The sequence below is a fragment of the Candidatus Methylomirabilota bacterium genome, assembly GCA_035764725.1.
Classification (GTDB): domain Bacteria; phylum Methylomirabilota; class Methylomirabilia; order Rokubacteriales; family CSP1-6; genus DASRWT01.
This window is the reverse complement of sequence record DASTYT010000149.1, coordinates 13684-35017: the sequence shown is the minus strand read 5'-3', so window position 1 is coordinate 35017 and position 21334 is coordinate 13684. Positions and strand designations below refer to the sequence as shown.

At 66.9% G+C, this 21334-nt stretch carries 4 protein-coding genes; 3 read left to right on the top strand and 1 reads right to left on the bottom strand.

All coding sequences use genetic code 11. The annotated features are described in order from the left end of the window. Positions 1-190 precede the first annotated feature (190 nt). The 3 genes from VFX14_24370 (at position 191) to VFX14_24360 (ending at position 8499) form a co-directional block, all read left to right on the top strand. A complete protein-coding gene (locus VFX14_24370) occupies positions 191-5077 on the top strand; it encodes a HAMP domain-containing protein (GenBank protein HEU5192829.1) in 4887 nt (1628 codons plus the stop codon). Positions 5078-5080: 3 nt separating this feature from the next. Next, entirely contained in the window at positions 5081-7141 is a 2061-nt protein-coding gene (locus VFX14_24365; protein HEU5192828.1) for a response regulator, read from the top strand. A gap of 113 nt (positions 7142-7254) precedes the next feature. Beyond that, entirely contained in the window at positions 7255-8499 is a 1245-nt protein-coding gene (locus VFX14_24360) for an LLM class flavin-dependent oxidoreductase (protein ID HEU5192827.1), read from the top strand. A 29-nt stretch (positions 8500-8528) separates the two neighbouring features. Here the strand turns inward: VFX14_24360 and VFX14_24355 are convergent, their stop codons facing one another. After that, positions 8529-21230 (bottom strand): hypothetical protein, encoded by a 12702-nt coding sequence (locus tag VFX14_24355; GenBank protein HEU5192826.1) that lies wholly within the window; start codon positions 21228-21230, stop codon positions 8529-8531. Between the last annotated feature and the right edge of the window lie 104 nt (positions 21231-21334).

Here is a 21334-nt window from a genome sequence, read left to right as displayed (position 1 = left end):
GTCAAGCGGTGTACCTGCAGCGCGGCGCTCTCCGTGTAGAATCTACCGGGTCATTTGCACCCGGATGTAGTGGTGGCCGTAGCGCATCCCATTGAAATAGCAGTGTTCCAGCCTGGCATATACCGTGCTCCGGCTACGCAGGTTCCCGCACCCGTGGGTCCTCAAGGTCCTGACCGAGGAGGGAGTCCGCATGGCGATCGCCCCAACGGTGTCCGACTCCGAGCTCGACAGCGCAGCGCTCCTCAATGCCCTGCACGCCCTCCGACGGGGTGACTTCTCCGCGCGGCTCCCGTCGAGCTGGCCGGGGATGGCCGGCCGGATCGCCGATGCCTTCAATGACATCGTGGCGGTCGCCGAGGACCTGGCATCGGAGCTCGAGCGGCTCAATCGCGCGGTCGGCAAGGAAGGCAAGATCACACAGCGCGCTGCGCTCAGGGGCTTGTCCGGAGAATGGCTCGCGTGCGGCGCCGCGGTCAACTCCCTGATCGACGATCTCGTGGCTCCCACCCACGCCATGGCGCGCGTGATCGGCGCCGTCGCCAAGGGCGATCTTTCGCAGACCGTGCTCCTCGAGCGGGATGGCCGGCGGATGGAAGGCGAGTTCCGGCGCACCGCGACGACCGTCAACAGCATGGTTTCGCAGCTCGGATCGTTCGCGTCGGAGGTCACCCGCATCGTCCGCGAGGTCGGCACCGAAGGCAAGCTGGGCGGCCAGGCCAATGTTCGGCGCGTGGCGGGGACGTGGAAAGACCTGACCGACAGCGTCAACTCGATGGCCGGCAATCTCACCGGCCAGGTCCGCAACATCGCCGAGGTCACGACGGCGGTCGCCAACGGTGACCTGTCCAAGAAGATCACCGTTGACGTGAAGGGCGAGTTCTTCGAGCTGAAGAACACCATCAACACCATGGTGGATCAGCTCCGCTCCTTCGGCTCCGAGGTGACACGGGTGGCGCGCGAGGTGGGCACCGAGGGGCGGCTGGGCGGCCAAGCCCGGGTGGAAGGCGTCTCGGGCACGTGGAAGGACCTCACCGACTCCGTCAACTTCATGGCCTCGAACCTCACCGACCAGGTCCGCAACATCGCGGACGTGACCAAGGCGGTGGCGGCCGGCGACCTCTCCAAGAAGGTCACCGTCGAGGTCAAGGGCGAGATCCTCGAGCTGAAGAATACAGTGAACACGATGGTGGATCAGCTCCGGTCCTTCGCCGCCGAGGTGACGCGGGTCGCCCGCGAGGTGGGCACCGACGGCAAGCTGGGCGGCCAGGCCGACGTGCGCGACGTAGCGGGCACGTGGAAGGACCTCACCGACTCGGTCAACTTCATGGCATCGAACCTCACCAGCCAGGTCCGCAACATCGCCGAGGTCACCACCGCGGTGGCGCGGGGCGATCTCTCGAAGCACATCACGGTGGCGGTGAAGGGCGAGATCCTCGAGCTGAAGAATACGTTCAACACCATGGTGGATCAGCTCAGCTCGTTCGCCGCCGAGGTCACGCGCGTGGCGCGCGAAGTCGGGACAGAGGGACGTCTCGGCGGCCAGGCCGACGTCAAAGGTGTCGCCGGCACCTGGAAGGATCTCACCGACTCGGTCAACTTCATGGCGTCGAACCTCACCAGCCAGGTCCGCAACATCGCCGACGTCACGAAAGCGGTGGCGGCCGGCGACCTCTCCAAGAAGATCACCGTCGAGGTCAAGGGCGAGATCCTTGAGTTGAAGAACACCGTGAACACCATGGTGGACCAGCTCAGCTCGTTCGCCGCCGAGGTCACGCGCGTCGCCCGCGAGGTGGGCACCGAGGGCAAGCTGGGCGGCCAGGCTCAGGTGCAGGACGTGTCGGGCACGTGGCGCGGGCTCACCGAGAACGTGAACTTCATGGCCGCCAATCTGACGAGTCAGGTGCGCGGCATCGCCAGGGTCGTCACCGGGGTGGCCAACGGCGACCTCCGTCAGAAGCTCACCCTCGAGGCCAAGGGCGAGATCGCGGAGCTGGCCAACACCATCAACAGCATGATCGATACGTTGGCCACGTTCGCGGACCAGGTCACGAGCGTGGCCCGCGAAGTCGGGGTGGAGGGCAAGCTCGGCGGCCAGGCGCGCGTGCCGGGCGCGTCAGGCACCTGGCGGGCCCTCACCGACAACGTGAATCAGCTCGCCGCCAACCTCACCACGCAGGTACGGGCTATCGCCGAGGTCGCGACCGCGGTGACCAAGGGCGATCTCACCCGGTCGATCAAGGTCGAGGCCCAGGGTGAAGTGGCGGCGCTGAAGGACAACATCAACGAGATGATCGGCAACCTCAAGGACACCACCCTCAAGAACAGCGAGCAGGACTGGCTCAAGACGAACCTGGCCAAGTTCAGCCGCATGCTCCAGGGGCAGAAGGATCTGCTCACGGTGGCGCGGCTCATCCTCTCCGAGCTGGCGCCGGTGGTGAAGGCGCAGCACGGGGTGTTCTACATCCTTCGCGCCCCCAAGCATCCGGCGCCTGCGAAGCTCGCCCGCCTCGCCAGCTACGCCCGCGGCGACGTGGGTGAGACCACCCACGAGCTCCGCCTCGGCGAAGGCCTCGTCGGCCAGTGCGCCATCGAGCGGCAGAAGATCGTCCTCGACACCGTGCCCCCGGACTATATCCGGATCTCCTCGGGGCTCGGCCACGCCACCCCCGCGAATATCATCGTCCTGCCGATCCTGTTCGAAGGGCAGATCAAGGCGGTGCTCGAGCTAGCCTCCTTCGAGCGCTTCACCGCGAGCGACCAGGCCTTGCTGGACCAGCTCACCGAGAGCATCGGCATCGTGATCAACACCATCGAGGCGAACATGCGCACGGAGGACCTGCTCCGCCAGTCGCAGTCGCTCGCCGCCGAGCTCCAGAGCCGGCAGGAAGAGCTCCAGAACACGAACCAGGAGCTCCAGGACAAGGCGCGTCTCCTCGCCGACCAGAACGTCCAGGTCGAGCAGAAGAACCAGGAGGTCGAGCAGGCGCGGAAAGCCCTCGAGGAGAAGGCCGAGCAGCTCGCCCTCACGTCCAAGTACAAGTCCGAGTTCCTCGCCAACATGTCCCATGAGCTGCGGACGCCGCTCAACAGCCTCCTCATCCTGTCCGATCAGCTCTCCAGGAATCCCGACGGCAACCTCACCGACAGGCAGACGGAGTTCGCGAAGACCATCCACTCATCGGGCACTGATCTGCTCATGCTCATCAACGACATTCTCGATCTGTCGAAGATCGAGTCCGGCACCGTCGTTCTCGACGTGAGTGACCTGCAGCTGACGGATCTGCACCGCTACGTGGAGCGGCAGTTCCGCCACGTCGCCGAATCCAAGGGGCTCGACTTCGCGGTGCGGCTGAGCCCGACCCTGCCCCGAACCATGGTGACGGACGCCAAGCGGCTCCAGCAGGTCATCAAGAACCTCCTCTCGAACGCCTTCAAGTTCACCCGGCGTGGCAGCGTGTCGCTCGAGATCACCACCGCCGATCCCGAGACGGTGCGCGACAGCGCGAGCCTCGGCAAGGCGGGCACCGTGCTGGCGTTCGCGGTGTCGGACACCGGCATTGGCATCCCGTTCGACAAGCAGCAGATCATCTTCGAGGCCTTCCAGCAGGCCGACGGCAGCACGAGCCGCAAGTTCGGCGGCACCGGCCTGGGCCTGGCCATCAGCCGCGAGATCGCCCGGTTGCTCGGCGGCGAGCTCCATCTCGTGAGCGCGGTCGGCCACGGCAGCACGTTCACGCTCTATCTCCCGCAGGCCTATCTCCAGCCCGTGCCCATCCCCGGAGTGAGCGCGGACGTCCGGCCGGTCGCGGCGACGGTCGCCCTCGTCGACGGGACGACCGAGGAGGACGATCCCGCCGAGACGCCGTCCGGGGAGATCGCGGACGACCGAGACCACCTCACGGCCGGGGATCGGTCCCTGCTCATCGTCGAGAACGACGTGGCCTTCGCCCGCCTGCTCGTCGACGTGGCGCGCGAGACCGGCTTCAAGGTCCTCGTCACCGCCTTTGCCTCCACCGCGCTCGCGCTGGTCCACAAGCACCATCCGTCCGCCATCACCCTCGACATCTCGCTGCCTGACATGGAGGGCTGGCGCGTGCTCGAACGGCTCAAGAGCGACCTGGTGACCCGCCACGTCCCCGTGACCGTCATCACGACCGGCGAGGACATGCGTCGGGGTCGCCTGCTGGGCGCATTCGAAACAGTCGGCAAGCCCATCGAGACGCGCGATGGTCTGCGCGAGACCCTCGACCGGCTGATGAGGTGCGTCGATCGGCTCCAGAAGGAGCTGGTACTGGTACACCCCGACGCGGGCGAGCGCGCCGAGCTGACTCAGATTCTTGCCTCGGACGGTGTGAGCGTCCGCGCGGTTTCGGCCCTCTCGGCTCTGAGCGGGGGCCTCGAGGACATCGGGATCGACGGCGTCGTGCTCGGCGTGGGAGCGGAGGCGGACGCGGTGGAGGTCCTGGGTACCGGCGCCGGCGCGCACCTGCGCTCGGTCCCGGTGCTCGCGTACGGGCCGCCCGACTGGAGCGCCGGCGTCGAGAGCCTGCTCACGTCCCGCGGCGTCGAGGCGGCGGTCGTCCCGGTGAGCTCGCTGGAGCGCCTCGTCGACCAGTGTCTGCTGCGCCTGCACCGGCCGGTCCGGATGATGTCCGACTCGCAGCGGGAGATCGTGGAGCGTCTGCACCACGGCTCCCACGTCCTCCGGGGACGGCGTGTCCTCATCGTCGACGACGACATCCGGAACATCTTTGCCCTGACCAGCGTCCTGGAACGGCACGAGATGCGCATCGTCTCCGCCGAGACGGGGCGTGGCGCGATCGAGCTGCTCGACCGGCACGGCGACGTCGAGATCGTGCTGATGGACCTCATGATGCCCGAGATGGACGGCTTCGAGACGATGCGGGCCATCCGCGGGGATGCGCGCTTCCGCACCTTGCCCATCATCGCAGTGACCGCGAAGGCGATGAAGGGCGACCGCGAGAAGTGCATCGAGGCGGGCGCGTCCGACTATCTCGCCAAGCCGGTGGACGTGGAGGAGCTCATGAGCAAGCTGCGGGACTGGCTGGCGCAGTAGTCGATGAGCGTCGCCGCCTCGAAGCCCGCCCCGGTCGGCATTCTGGTCGTCGACGACGTGCCCTCCAAGCTGATCGCGATGGAGGCGCTCCTGTCCGACCTGCACGAGCACGTGGTCTGCGTGCAGTCCGGGGCCGACGCGCTGCGCCAGCTCCTCAAACGCGAATTCGCGGTCATCCTGCTCGACGTCAACATGCCCGACATGGACGGCTTCGAGACGGCCGAGCTGATACGGCAGCACCCCCGGCTGCGCCGGGTCCCCATCATCTTCATGACCGCGGCCACCGACGACACCCATGAGCTGCGCGGCTACTCTCTGGGCGCAGTGGACTATGTCCTCACCCCCGTCGTGCCGGACGTCCTGCGCACCAAGGTGCGGGTGTTCGTCGAGCTGTTCCGGATGACCGAGGAGCTCAAGCAGCAGACGGAAGAGCGCGTGGCCCTGGCCCGCGAACAGGCCGGGCGCACGGCCGCCGAGGACGCGGCGCGGCGCTCCGCATTCCTCGCCGAGTCGGGCAAGACCATGACGCGCTCGCTCCACCTCGAGGCGACGGCCAAGACCGTGCTCGAGCTCCTCGTCCCCGATCTCGCCGACGCGGCCATGCTGCGGCTTCGGCGCAACGGGAGCGAGACGGTCTACGCGCGGCACCATCTCGCAGGCGAGGCGTGGGGAGACATCCCCCCCGATGTCACGCACGCCATGGACGCGGTGGCGCGCACGCTCGGCCATCAGCTCCTCGTGGCGCCCGGCACGGGCGGCCCCGTGATGCGGGGCATCGTGAGTCCACTCTTCGCGCGTGGCGACCTCCTCGGCGTGCTCGCCATCTTCCGCGAGCCGGCGGGCGCCGCGTCGTACGATCGCCCCACCGTCGCCCTCATCGAGGAGTTGGCGGGGCGGGCGGCCATCGCCCTCGACAACTGCCTGCTCTACCGGGAGATCGAGGAGCGTGACATCCGAAAGGAGCAATTCGTGGCGATGCTCGCCCACGAGCTTCGGAGCCCGCTGGGCGCGATCAGCTCCGCGGTGGGCGTCATGGAGCTGGTGGGAGGCGATCCGGCGGAGCGCGCGCGGGAGATCATCAAGCGCCAGCTCTTCAACCTGTCCCAGCTCGTGGAGGATCTCGTCGACACCACGCGCATCACCACGGGAAAGATCAGCCTGAGTCGGGCGGCGATCAACCTGGCCGAGGCCGTCACCCGCTGCATCAAGACCCTGGAGATCGCCGGCCGTACGAACGGCTACGAGCTCCGCGTGGACACCGAGGAGACGTGGGTCTTCGCCGATTCCGCCCGACTCGACCAGATCGTGGCGAACCTGCTCGGCAACGCGCTCAAGTACACACCGAGCGGGGGGATCATCACGATCCGCGTCCGGACCGACGGCGATCGCGGCATGTTCGAGGTCACGGACACCGGACGCGGAATGTCTCCCGAAGCCCTGCAGCGCGCGTTCGAGCTCTTCTACCAGGAGGAGCGCTCCCAGGATCGCTCGCGCGGCGGGCTCGGCATCGGCCTCACTCTGGTGCAGCAGCTCGTGGAGCTGCACGGCGGCACGGTGGAGGCTTCCAGCGAGGGCGAGGGCCGCGGGAGCCGGTTCACCGTTCGCCTCCCGCTAAGCACGCGCGAGGCGGCGCACGCCCCCGACGTCCCCAAGGACCCCGCCGAGATCGGCCGCCGCCGGATCTTGCTGGTCGAGGACAACGCGGACGCCCGTCAGGTGCTGCACATGCTGCTCACCCTGGCCGGCCACGAGGTCGACTCCGCCCCCGATGGGACAAGCGGCCTCGAGAAGGCCGCGGCGACGCGCCCGGACATCGCGGTGATCGACCTCGGCCTACCCGGCGTAGATGGCTACGAGATGGCGCGACGCCTTCGGGCCGCCGGGCGCGACGAGCTCGGCCTCATCGCCCTGACCGGCTATGGACAGCCGGCCGACCGCCAGGCGGCGCTGGCCGCCGGGTTCGACGCGCATGTCGTCAAGCCGGTCGACCCGAGCCACCTGGCCTCCGTGATCTCGTCCGTGCAGCGGCGGAGACAGTCGCAGAACCGCTCCCCGCGGTCGTAGAGCCCACCAGGCGGTCCGATCGCCGGACGACTCCTGGTTTTCTTGCCCCGGCGCGCAGTGGTAACGTTGGGGGCAGTATCGGTGCCCCCATGCCTCAACCAGGAGATCCGCTCATGTCCCGTCTGAACTTCGGTGCCTTCCTCGCGCCCCACCATCCGATCGGCGAGCATCCGATGCTGCAGTTCCGCCGCGACCTCGACTTCGTCGAGCACCTGGACCGGCTCGGCTACGAGGAGTTCTGGTGCGGCGAGCATCACTCCAGCGGCTGGGAGATGATCGCCTCGCCCGAGATGTTCCTGGCCGCGGCGGGCGAGCGCACGAAGCGCATCAAGCTCGCGACGGGCGTCATCTCCCTGCCCTATCATCATCCCTTCAACGTGGCCCAGCGGATGGTGCAGCTCGACTACATGACGGGCGGGCGCGCGATCTTCGGCTCCGGCCCGGGCGCGCTGCCCTCGGACGCGCACTCGCTCGGCATCGACCCCATGCTGCAGCGCGACCGCCAGGACGAGGCGATCGGCGTGATCCGCCGCCTGTTCCGCGGCGAGCGCATCACGATGAAGACGGACTGGTTCGAGCTGAACGACGCGGCGCTGCAGCTCCTGCCCTTCCAGGAGGAGATGCCCTGCGCCGTCGCCTCCCAGATCAGCCCGTCGGGCATGACGCTGGCCGGCAAGCACGGCATCGGCATCATCTCGATCGGGTCCTTGTCCGAGGAAGGCTTGAACTCGCTGCCCACCCAGTGGGGCTTCGCCGAGGCGGCGGCGGCCAAGCACGGCCAGACGGTGGACCGGAAGGATTGGCGCGTGCTGCTGAGCTGGCACATCGCGGAGACGCGGGAGAAGGCGCGGGAGGAGGCGAAGGACGGTCTCTTCCGCCATCATAACGAATACATCACCGCGACCCTCCAGCGGCCCGGCGCGGTGGCCTTCAAGAGCCCGGACGAGGCGGTGGACCGGACGGCGTTCGTGCCCGGCGCCGTGTCCACCATCGGCACGCCGGACGACCTCGTGGCGCGCATCAAGTCGGTGCTCGACATGTCGGGCGGGTTCGGCACCGTCGTCGGCTTCGTGCACGACTGGGCCAATCCCGAGAACACCATGCGCAGCTGGGACATGGTCGCCCGCTACGTCGTGCCGGAGATCAACGGCTACCTGGCGAAGCTGCGCGAGTCGCGTGAGTTCCTCGCCACGAACCGCGAGTACTTCAACCGGGCGCGGGAGGCGGTGATGGCCAAGATCACCGAGAACGAGGCGGCGGCCGCCGCCCTCAAGGTGACGAAGTCACCGCTGCTTGCCGCCTCCGCGGGGAACCTGCCGGATCTGGATCAGGCGCGGGAGAAGCTCACGCCGCGATAAACGGCGCCCACTCGCTCCGGCAGGTGGCCCTACACTATCTCTTCGGTCTCGCTCTCTTCACCCTCGTTCCTCGACGCCGCGATCTCGACCCGCCATTTCCACCCCACCGAAAGCAACGGCGCCGGATCCGCGGCCTCCTCATGGCTGCTCATCGCCCGTAGGGGTCGAGCGCCGTCCCTTCCCTCGACCGCGGCATACTCGAATGTCGGGAACAGGGGCCTCAGCCCGCACTTCGCGGGATCCCCACCGTACTGACTCAGGCTGCTGAGGAAGCCGCTGCTCTCGGCGTTCCAGTCGACCGCCGGCCGCGTGTCAACGTGCCACTCCCTCGCGTCGGTCGACCGTCCCTTCGCCAGGCCGGCCACCGCGATCGGAGTCTCTGCCTGATGCTCGGTCCGCTCGCCCCCGTCCAGATGGCGCGCGCCGGCGGCGAGCGTCGCGGTCATCACGCTCTCCGCGCCCCTCTCGCCGTGCTCGAACCCGAGCACGTGCCCGAGCTCGTGCCTCATCGCCGTCAGCAGATCCATCCGCCCGGACGCGTCACTGTCCTGACGGGCGACCAACGTGCCACTACCACCGAGGTACTCGGTGTTCCCGTACGGCGTCGGATCGACGAACCAGCCATGACCCGCGGCGTTCATGTCGACCAGGATCGTGCCGTCGCCGATGGTCCACGCGACCGCATTGCCTGGGAGATCGTTGACCAGCACGAACTTGACCTTGTCCAAGACGCCCCATGCGTCGCCCGTGCCCAACGCCGTGGACCAGTCGCGAATCGCCGCCTGGGCCATCGCCGCGACCTGGCTCTCCGTCAGCGAGCTGCTTTGATCGACGAGCCCGGACGGAGCGGACTCCGCGGTCAGCGCGAATGCCCGATCGAGCAAGTTTGGAGCGTCGCTCTTCACCGTCACGCTGTCGAATGTCGTCGTCCCGGTGCGACTGAGCAACCCGAAGTTGCCGTCAGTCACCAGGGCGTTGTACGACCGGCTCAGCACCACCTGATTGTTCAGGGTGACGCTGACCGTGGTGCCCTTGAGACTCAGGCCGAGCGTGTAATCGGTGGTGCCGGGAAGGAGCGTCGCGTTGCTGTACGTGGCGTCGGTGACCCATCCAGTGGCGGTCCGGTGCCCGAGGGTGATCTGTCCGGCGGATATCGTGACGAACTTGAAGTCGGTCGCCGAATACTGGTCGAAGACGAATCCGCCCGCGCCGGCGGTCTTGAGGATCGCGGATAGATCGATCAGTGAGTAGGACGTGACGTTGATCGCGGTGAGATCGATCGCGGGCGTCGTTGCGCCGGCAAGGCCCGCGTAACGTCCGTTGGCAAGGCTCCAGGTCCCGCTGAGCGGCGCCTGGAACAGGCTGGTCGTGCCAGCGCTGAAATCGACAGTCTGGCTGAAAGTCGTCACCGGCGCGACGCGCTGCACGGTGACGTTGTCGATCAGCGCCTTGGCATTCTTCGCTCCGAGGCCCACCATGCCGTCGTTGAGCCCGTGGCTGACCCCGTAGGCATCCACCCGCGGCGCAAACGTGTGCGTGAGCGTGACCTGGTTGTTGACGATCACGGTGACGGCGGTGCCGTTCAACGACAAGAACAGGTTGTAGTCGGTGCCTGCCTTGACCGAGCCGGGGAAGACCGTCTGAGCGTCCACGATCCAGCCCTGGGCATTCCGGTGGCCGATCTCAAGCTTGTTGGTCGAGACGTTGATGCCAGCGAACTTGAAGTTCGTCGGACTCTGGTAGTCGAATATCAGATACGCGTTGGCATTCGTGCCGGCGGTCGGCTTCACGGCGTTGATCGTCGCCTGGAGCTCGAAGTACGTCGGGACGTAACGGTCGACGTAGAACACGCTCACCGCATCGCCGCCCGATACCGTGGGAGCGACCTGATAACGGCCGCCCGTCACCGTCCAGGTCCCGCTATCGGCAAAGAAGCCTTGGGCCTGGCCGTCATTGAAGTTCGCGGACCTGAGAACATCCCGTTGGCCGCCGGGAATGTTGCCCGCCTGCGGATCGGCCGGCGCGCCGGTTTGATCCTGCCACGCAAAGTCCTTCTGGATGACCAGCCCCAGCTCGCCCGCCGGCTCGCCGTTGCGCAGCTGGCCCATGCCGGTGTCCCTGAATTGAGTCTGGTCCGCTCCATCCGCCTTCGAGAGCGCATATAGGAACTCCTGCAGCTGAGGCTGCAGGGTGCGGCTCACCGAAGCTTCACCGAATGGCGCAAACGGCACCAGGAAGGTGTTGTACTCCCCGACCCAATCGATGAGCCGGTCCCCGCCGGTGTTGGCAATCAGCACATCGCGGCCCGCGCCGCCGTAGGCCCGATCCTCGTAGGTCGGATGCGTGTCCGGCTGATCATTCAGGGCGTTGTCCGTCGTCTGGTCATCATCGGCGTTGACCAAGTCGTTGCCCCACCCGCCGTACATGTCGTCTCGCCCCGTGCCACCGACGAGCCAGTCGTTGCCGAGATCGCCAAAGATGGCATCGTTGCCGTCGTCGTGCACCGGGCCGTACGTCCCGGTCGGCTGACCGGTGACCTTCGGCAGCGTCCCGCCCGGACGCGCCTCGCCTTCACTCTGGTTGAAGTTCAGCAGAAACTCATACGCCGTCCCCTGCGCGCTCGACTTCCAGAGATTGCCTTGACCGTCCAGCAAGACCTTTCTCAGCGGATCGTACTCGTCGTAGAGCGCGAACTCGCCGGCCCGGAACCGGTTGTTCAGATGCCGCCCGTCGAGGTCCAGCGGGTTGAAGGCGAGGACGTTACCCGGATTGCTCGGCAGCGCGGAGCTCGCCGCCCCGTAGCCCAGGTCGCTGATGCCGATGGGATGACCGTTGGCGTCATAGGCCGGCACGTAGGCGTGATCGAGCGCCTCGGCGCCCGACATCGCGTCATCGCCGGACCCGCCGTGCAGGAAGTCACTTCCCAGCCCGCCGAAAATGATGTCGTCGGCGAAGGGCGTGTTGTTCGCGTTGTCGGCGAACTCGTCGTCCATCGCTGCCCAGCCATGGTCGTAGCTGAACGGCACCAGCTCGATGGTCTTCTTGAGCTCACCCGTCGGGTTGACGATCGCGTACTGGATCTGACCCGGCGTGCTGATCGTTTGCTGAGTCGTGGCTGCGATTCCGTTCAGCGGCTCGGCGGTGCCATTGCGGCTGGTGTAGATGAGCCCGTCGTCACCCACCACTCCATCCTGTCCGGTACCGCCGGAGATCCAGTCGTTGCCGTACCCGCCCACGATGTCGTCGTCCTGCCCCTCGCCAAACAGCACGTCGCTCCCGGTCATCCCGAAGATGACGTCGTCGCCGGACTCGCCGTGGATCACGTCGGCGGCGCCATTGTCGGCGTTGGCCACGCCATTGACGTAGCTCCCTCCGGCATAGTCCGCTCCGCCAAGCGTGTAGTCGAGCTGCTGCATGGCCCGCGGGATGATCCGCAATCCGACCGAATAGTTGTCATACGCGAACACCCGGAACGTATCCTGGGCATCCGCCGGGTTGGTCCCGCTCGCCCCGCCTTGAACCAGCCGGAACACATTGGCGTTATCGCCCATGATGTAGTCGGCATCGCACGCGTGCCCGGTGGCGCTCGTGTCACCGGAATCATTCCGGCCAATATCGAAGCCAGCCCCGCCGAAGATCGTATCCGACCCGTCCGGACGCATCGCGGCTGTCGTCAGCCCAAACAGCGCCGAGCTCCCCCCGATCAGGTCGTCCTGTCCCAGGTTCCCGTACATGAGATCGTTGCCGCCGTTACCTTCCAGGTAGTCGTCGGCGTCGGTGGCCGCTTCCTGCACGTTGAAGTACAACGTCTCGTCCGTATCGGGATTGCTCCCGCTGTCGGCAAACAGGACGGCCCGGGTCACCGTGGCTGGATTACCGTCATCGGCCCCGAAGAGCCCGTCGCCCTGCATGAGATCGTTGCCAAGCTCGCCGAACATCGTGTCGCGACCCGGACCGCCGGCCATGACGTCATCGCCGAACCGGCCGAGCGGAGTCGTCTGCACGGCGATCGAGTGTTCGAGCAGCGTGATGTCACGACCCGCGACGTCATTGGGATCGCTCTGGGCGGTTGCCCCGACGTTGGGGGTGATGGTGTCAATGGTCGTGGTGTAGATCGCCGCGGCGGTGAGGGCCCGGAAGCGGGAGCTGAGGTCATCGCCGCGCCGCCAGATGATCGCGTTGTCGCCGGCCATGGCGTCATCGCCGCCGCCGCCATCCATCAGGTCGTTGACCGGTGGATTCAGGGTCGCCGTGATGGCGGGGTCGGTCAGCTCGTCCACCCCTCCCGCCACATTGTGCCCGCCGATCATGTCGTCGTCGCCGCTTCCCCCGAACATCCGATCGTCGCCCTGCCCGCCGATCTGGATATCGGCGCCTTCCTCGCCCCACAACCGATCGCCTTCGCCGTCGTCCAGATTGCCGGTGTCGACCGAGAAGAAGTTGCGCGAGTGGAAGGCCGCGTGCCAGTCCTGCCCGGCGAGCCGAAGGGCGCTGAATTGCGGATACAGGCGGCCGTGATCGCCGAACATCAGGTCGCTGTCCCCGCTCACGGTGACCGCTTCCTTGTCCCCGTCGTCGCCGTACAGGGTGTCGGCATCCTCGCCGCCGAGCATCACGTCCTTGCCGAGGTCCCCGTACATCAGGTCCCGGCCACCCGGATGCGCCGCCGGCAGCTCGGTGGTGATCAGGTCGAGCGTCGTCAGGGTGTTGTCGAAGACAAAGCCGGCCTCGATCGTCCCGAACGCCGCGTCCCCTCCGTACAGCCACTCGAGCCGGCCGTTGTCGCCGAGCATGATGTCGTCGCCATCGAGCGCGTTGATGGGGGTGGCGCGGTCGCCGTAGAGGGTATCGGCCTGGACCCCGCCCGCGATGATGTCGCCGCCCGCGTTGCCGGAGATGGTCTCCACCCCGCCCGTGGCGGCCACCGCATCGGTGGTCCGGATCGTCTGCACCGTGCCGCCCAGGATGGTGATGGCGTCGAGACCGGTGCCGGGGTACGACGCCAGGATGAGCAGCGTGATGTCGCCGTTGTCGCCGAGCAGGATATCGCCCAGATCCGCCGCTCCCGCGCTCGCGGCGGCATCGTCGCCGTAGATGGTGTCGCCCGACGTCCCCCCGATGGCCACGTCGGCGCCCGCGTTGCCGGAGATCGTGTCGGCCCCGCCCAGGCCCGCATTCACCTGTGACCGGATCAGATCGAGACGGGTAAGGTCGGCGTCCACATCGAAGCGCAGCGACCCGTCGTCCCCCAGCACGATGTCGTCGCCGGCATTGCCGAACAGCGGGTCACCCTGCACGCCGCCCAGGATGATGTCTTTGCCCTCGTTGCCCTTGATCGTGTCGATGCCGCCGTCGGCCTCCGCCGCATCCGTGGTCTCGATACGGGCGCGGAGGTTCTGCGTGCCCACGTGAGTGAAGAGGACGTGCCCCTGGTCGCCCACGAGGGTGTCGTCTCCGGGCGAGGCGTCCGGGACGCCGAGGAGCGAGTCGTCACCGTACATGAGGTCGCCCGCGGTCCCCCCGAAGGCGATATCGTTGCCGCCTCCGCCCGAGATGTTGTCGGAGGAGCCGATCGTGAAGTCCTTCGTCGCGATCTCGTCGAGGAAGAGGTCATTGTTGAGGGTCTTGTTGGAGTCGAGGAAGCCGTTGTCACCGAGGATGATGTCCGAGCCCTGGTCGCCGGTGAGGTCGTCGCTACCGACCCCGCCGAGCACGACGTCGTCCTCCGACCCCCCGAAGATGTCGTCATCGCCACCGGTGGCATTGGAGGTGTCGGTGGTCTGGATGAACGCGACGATTCCACCGAGATAGTCGATCTGCCCGTTGTCGCCGAGGAGAATATCAGGCGCGGCGGCGCCGTCAATGGTGTCGGCCTCATCTCCTCCCAGCGCGATGTCCGCTCCGCTCCCGCCGGTGATGCTGTCCTTGCCGCCCGTCCCGGCGGTCGTGGCGATCTGCTGCACGACGCCGCCGGCGAAGGTCAGGGTGCCGTTGTCGCCGAGGATGACGTCGAGGCCGGCCGCGCCGTCGATGGTGTCCGCGCCGTCACCGCCGAGCAGGGTGTCGTTGCCGCCGTCGCCGGAGATGAAATCGTCCCCGCTCGAATTCACTTCCACCGAGTGCAGCGCCTCGATCTTGGTGGCGGTCATCGACCCCTGGTCTCCGACCACCACGTCGTTGGCGCCCCCGCCCGCCACGTCGGCGAACAGAACATCGCCGAAGCCGCCGCCGAAGATCGTGTCGTTGCCGAGCCCACCGAGCACGGTGTCCGACCCCGCCCCACCTGTCGCCAGCGTCAGGATCAGGCTGTGATCGGCGGCGATGCTGCCGTTGTCGCCGAGGATGACGTCGTTCCCGGCGTCGCCGATGATGAAATCGGCGGCGTCGCTGCCGTCGTCCGCGGCAAGCGTGGTGGTGCTGAGCGTGCCGAGTCCGCCGATGATGTTGTCGCCGCCACTTCCTCCGAAGACGAAGTCCGCGCCGGAGCCGCCTTCGAGCGAGTCAGCGTCGTCCTGGCCACTCAGCACGTCCGCGCCCTGGCCGCCGACCATCGTGTCAAGCCCGAGTCCGCCCTCGAGGGTGTCGTTCCCCGCCTGGCCGTAGATCAGGTCATCGCCGGAGCCGCCGACCAGGGAGTCATTCCCCGCCCCCCCGATCAGCGTGATCGAGCCGATGATGCCGTGATCGCCCAGGATGACGTCGTTGCCCTCGTCCCCGAAGACCGTGTCGCCCCCGTCCGGATCCGAGGCCACCGCGGTGGAGCTGCCGCCGATGAGCTTGTCGTTGTCCAGCCCGCCCGAGATGAAATCGCTCCCCGCCCCGCCCTCGACGGTGTCTGCCCCGGCCTGGGCCAGGAGACGATCGTCGCCGGCTTCGCCGAACAGCACGTCGTTGCCCGGCGTACCACCGGCACCCAGCACCATCTGCCCGTTGCCGTCGAGCGAGGCATTGTCACCCGCCGCGACGTCATTGCCACCCTGGCCGTGGATGACATCCGCGCCGTCCCCGCCGATCAACGTGTCGTTGCCGGCTCCGCCGAGCACGCTGAACTGGCCCTGGCTGCCGAACCTGCCGTTGTCGCCGAGCAAGACATCGTCTCCGGCATCGCCGAAAAGGATGTCGTTGCCGTCCGCGGCGGTCGTGACCTGGCCGCCGCCCACCATCTGATCCTTCCCGGCACCCCCGGTCATGGTGTCGTTGCCGGTGCCGCCTTCCATGAAGTCGTCGCCGGCCTCGCCGCTGAGGAAGTCATTGTCGATGCCGCCGAACAGCTGGTCGTTGTCCTCCCCGCCGATGAGCCGGTCATTGCCGCCGAAGCCCTGGAGGTTATCCGCTCCGCGGCCTCCCGTTATGGTATCGGCGTCGTGGCTGGTCGGAGAGCCCACTGGAATGCTGTCACCTCTCAGGAGATCGTCGCCGTCATCGCCCTGGAGGTAGTCCCTGCCGTTTCCGCCGTCCAGCGTGTCCTTCCCGGGCCCGCCCAGCAGCACGTCCTCGTTGTCGTCGCCGAAGAGATTGTCGTTGCCGCCTCCGCCGTCCAGCACGTCATTGCCAGTACCGCCATGCAACTCGGCCGGCGAGAGGATGCGGTCGTCGATGATGATCTGATCGTTGCCAGCCCCGGCATTGGCGAAGATGTGCTTGACGTCCGACGCCTTGAACCGCTGTTGCGCGCCAAAGGCGCTGACCACGATCTCGTCATCGGCCGTGTCGTCTGTTCCCTTGCCGTCGAGGTTGAGGAAGTAGACCTCATTGTCCTCGGTGTTATCGACACCGGCACGCTCGCCCTTCCGCGAGCCGACGAGCAGGTTGAGGGTATCACCCTCCAGCTTCGCGATCACCGGCGGCGTATCGAAATGGCAGTCGTCGTTGAGATCGAAGAGGATCTTCTCGGCGAAGACCAGGCGGTCCTCGAAAATCGTCACGTCGCCCAGCGGCGTGCTGAAGCCGACCTTGACGAATGCTTCCAGGGAGGCGCGCACGTCGCCCGACGTGTCGAAGATGCACAGCGGATCCTTCTCGAACTCGTCGAGCACCTCGGTGAGGCGCACGATTCCATCGTGGTTCGGGTCGTGCAGGTTCAGGTCGAGGGTCGCGCTGATTCCACCGAACACGCCCGCCGTCACCACCGCGGCGGTGAACTCTGCGAATGCCCCGAACCGCCCCTTGAGGGTGAACTCCGGGATGTCGACGCCCTGGGAGTTCAAGTCCTTCATGTAGAAGCCGCCGAGGATCAGATCCTCGGCTTTGTGCGACGTCGTGAAGGCCTGGATGCCTCCAGTGTCGAAGCCGAAGAAGAGATCCGCCGTCGCCTCGATCCGGCCCTTGACGCCGATGTTCAGTGGGCCAAGGGACGGGAAGGTCAACGGATCGGCGCTGCTGGGTATGTCGGCGGTGAGCTTGGCCGGCGGCAGGTTCAGGGTCACCAGGTCCACCGTCTGGCCGAAGAGGAGACGCACCGCGATGGTCGGGTCCTCGTAGAGCGGGAACTTCAGGCCCTGCGTCCGCATGTCGTCGAGCTTGGCGAGGAGCGCCTCGGCCTGCTCGCCAAACCCCGCCTCGTCCGCCAGGCCCTGGATGACTTCCTTGGTCTTGGCATAGAGATCGAAGGCCGCGCCCAACGCATTGGGGGAGATACCCCCGAGGTCCGGCAGATTTCGCGCATCCGCGCCGCCGAGGTCGAAGTCCCCGATCGGAATCGACACCCCGCTGCCGTCGATTTTGAGATCGAGCAGCTGATTGGTGATATCGAAGATGGTCGGCACGATGGGCTTCAGGAAGGGCAACGCCTCGGCGGCCAGGTCGACGAGCGAGACCTCGTCGTGGCCGGCGAGCACGGCGAGGTCCGAAATGACCGGGATCGGATCGGCGAGGAAATCGATGATCGGCTTGACGTCGTCGAGGGCGTCGTGGACCCCCTTCACGACCGGACCGATGAGCTTATCGAAGAAGTCGCCGACGTACAGTCGCACGTTGTTGAACGCGATGCTGGGAACGCCGCCGGCGAGACCCGACTGGGGAGTGAAGGCCCAGTCGAGGGCAAAGTCCGCGGCCACCCAGGGGAAGTCCTTGTCGCCCCCGATGGTGGCCTCGAGGTCCAGATTGATGTCCGCCGTTGCGGTGAGGTCGGCATGGATCAGGTTGCCGACGTTCGCCGCCCCGGAGAGGAGCTCATCCAGTCTGAGTCGCCCCGCGGCGGGGTCACGCACGTCGATCACGAACCCGCCGAGGAACGTGGTGGGGACGGCCGCGTGGGTGGGATCGCCCTGGTCGTCCTTCACATCGAGCTGGAGAAACGCGAGCTCTCCGGTGGCATGGAAATTGGGCAAGGTCGCCTTGAAGGCCAGGGACGCTTCATTGGCCGGGGTGGGGTCGACGAAGAACCCATCCGCCCGGCTCACCCCGAACGTCAAGACGTAGTCGAAGCCCACTTCAACGTTGAAGGTGGATCCCGGAGCCACCGAGAGCCGGAGCGCGGGAATTCCGATATCGAAGTCGATCGGCGCGTTGATCAGGGACTGCGTACGGAGGAGCCGGATCTGGAACACGGTCTCGCCGGCCGTGTCCGTGATGACCTTGACGTCGTTCACGGTGACATCAGCCCCGGCGTCGTCCTGGTCCCCCAGGTGGAGAAGAAGGCCCGACTTGGCGGGGTCGAGGGCATCGAAGATCGCCTGGCGGACGGCGGCGGTGGTGTTCTTCCCCGCCAGCGCCGACGCGAGATCGTCACGAACGTCGTCGATGAACTGGGTCGCCTTCTTGAGGCTGTCGCCGACGAGGGGGAGGCGACCGGAGAGCGCCTTGTCGATGGCGTCCTGGAGGGTCTCGAGGAACTTGTCCAGGCCCGCCTGGACCACGCCGAGATTGTCGTTCACCACCACCGTTTGCTGCGCGCCGGCGATGTTCGGCGAGGTGATGGTGGTCGACCCGGCAAGATTCCCCAGGTCGTTGACGGTGAGCCTGAGCTCGTTGTTGGGCGACGCCCCGCCGAATGGCGTGGCGGGGTCGGGGAAGAACAGGGGCAGCGTCGCGTCGACCTGGCCCGTCACCGATGCCGCGGCGAGGGCCGCGGTCAGCTGGCTGAGGTCGTAGCGCCCATCGGCCCCGGCGCCGGATTCGTCGACGATGCCGCCCGTGATCTCGGCCGGATCGGTCGTGCCGCCCGCGCCGTCCTTGTCGAGAGTGGCGGTGGCGCCCTTGACGGAGAAGCCCAACGCGCCGACGGGCAGCGAGAAGTCGACGGGGCCGCCGACGATCCGCGCCGTGAGCTTGACGCCGGTGGTGTCGTAGACCACCCCCTTCGGGGTTGCGGGAATGCTCAGATCGATACCGAAGTCGACATCGAGCACGCTCGCCAGGGTGGCCGTCAACAGCGCGCCCGCCCCGCTGCCCACGAGATTCGAGAATCCCTGGAGTCCTGGCGGCAGCGTCACCCCCGCCGCCTGCAGCGCGGCGAGATCGAGGTTGAACGGAAGCTGAGCGCCGGCTGGCGTCAGCGTGCGGTGCAGGTGCACCTTGATGACCGAGCCGTCCCGGGTCACCGAGACATCGGCTGTGCTCCCGAGCCCAAGCGCGCTTTCGATCGCCTGATCGAGGGTCTGGACGGTCTTGGCCGACCCCGCGGCGATGGCGGCCACATCCGCGTCGAAGGCCGCCACCCAGTTGACGAGATCGGCAAACTTTCGGTCGATGAGCAAGAGGTCCTGAGTCAAAGCGGGCAACGTGGCCACGGTATTGGCGATGTACGTCCGGAGTGTCTGAAGGGCGACGACCACATTGCTGAAGTCCACGTGTTCGTAGTCTTTGATCGGCGCCGCGGCCGCGTTCGGGGTCACGGTGGCCGTCGCCAGGTTCCCCACATCGGGTACGCTGACTGCGATCTCCGCGCCTGGAACCGTGGGCAGGAACCCCAGCGTATCCACGTTCTTGAGGGTGAAGCTCACCGCTCCGCCGACGGCGGTGTCGGTGACTTGATTCAGGGTGCCTAGATTCGCGAACAGGTCGGCGAGGTTCACACGCGTTCCCGACAGGGGACCGGTGAGCGTCACCGTGAGGGCCACCGGATTGGCGGCCACCGAAGCGAGCGTGCTCGCGGTCGCATGAATCCCGATGAATCCATCCCGTCCAGTGGCGGAAAAGCTCGGCGCGGACAACGCCGTCTCGACCTTCACCGACGCGTTGTCGACGAAGAACCGCTCGGCCGCGCTCAGATTGCCCGGCGAGAGATCGAAGCCGAAGTCGAAGGCCAGTAGCAGCTTGGGGGTCACCGTGACATTCCCGCTGCTGGTGAGATCGCCCAGGGGACCGATCTGTGTGGGGAAGGCGAGCGTCTTCGTGTCGGCGGAATACGTCTGGCTGAATTGCACGTGATAGCTGAGCCGATTGGTGGCGGCGTCGTAGTCGGCATCCACCTGACTGGCGGTGAGGCCCAGCTTGGTGCTGAGAAGGCTGGCCAGGCTCTGGGCGCTCGCGAACGCCGGGTTCGCGGCCGCGTCGGTCAGCTGGGACACGAGCTTCGCGTCGTAAACCCCGTGGAGCCCGAGGGCTCCAATCAGCCTCTCGTCGAACATCGTCGCGTCGGCGAACGGCACCGCGACGCGGAGTCCCGCCGAACCCTGAAGGAGCCCGAGCCAGGCGCCGAAATCCTTGAGCCCGTTGAAGATGGCATCCGCCGACACGCGGTTGAGGTTCGCGAGCTCGTCGAGCCTGGGATCAGCCGGCGCCGTGAGGCTCGGGCCGACCCCGTCGAAGATGTTGCTATCGGCCAGCGCGTACGCGGGCAAGTTCGTGCCGGGACCGGGATCGGAGTCCGTGGTGAAGCTGCCGAGCGTCGCCAGGACCGGCAGGCTACCCGTCAAGGTGCCGCTTGCGGTGAGCGAGGCCAGATCCTGGAGCGGCGTACTCAGCTCCTGGATGGTCAGGCGTCCCTGGGGGTCGGCGTCCGGATTGCCAAGCGAGACGCTCACCTGGCCGTTGAGGCCGAAGGTGCCATCCTGAACATCGATATCCAGGAAGCCGACCCGGCCGTCGAAGTCGAGATTGCTCTCGTCGACCTTCGCGCTGGCGGTCAGGGCCACGTTCCGGATGAAGAAGTTCCCGGAGCCGAGCTCCACTCCAAACGTGAACGTGAGATCGAGCTTGGTCTGGAGATCCACCTTGCTGTCGAGGGTCTCCAGGCTCAGGCCGAGTGAGGCGGCATTCGGGCCGAGATTGATGAGCAGATCCTGCAGCGTGCGTCCGGCCTGTAAATGGAGGGTGAAGGCCATTTCCTCGGCGGTCGAGGTCGAGACGACGTTGTCGACCTCGGGCAGGGCGTCGAGCGCCTGAGCCAGCTCGCCGTTCGTCGGTGTCGCATCCCCGGTGAAGTAGCTCTTGACGGGCTGGACGAGCTTGGCGTCGAGCAATCCACCCATGTCGAGCGCGCTGCCCAGCGTGGGATCTGGTTCTGCTGGCGGAGTATTGTCCTGAACGGTATTCACCGGCAGCGTCTGCGCGAACGCGCCGAAGTTGTCCAGCGTGTTCGCCCAGTCCACGACGGCATCGAGGCCGGCGAGGATGGCGGTTTGGACGGGGGGCTGGATCGCGTCGAGCAGCAGCCGCGGTTCGAGAGCCTCGATGTCGAGAACGCTGCGTCGACTCGCGAGGGCGCGGCGGACTCTGGCTCGGTGTGACTCGGCGCGCTGATGGTTCCTGCGGATAAGAGCCTTCGCAATCGCCGTGAGTGGACTCATCGGACGCCCTCTCTCTTGGAAAACAGATGGAGGGCATATATAACCCGGGTCCCCTGGGGTGTCAAGACCAGAAAGTCAAGATTGGAGGGAGGTTATACGACGGC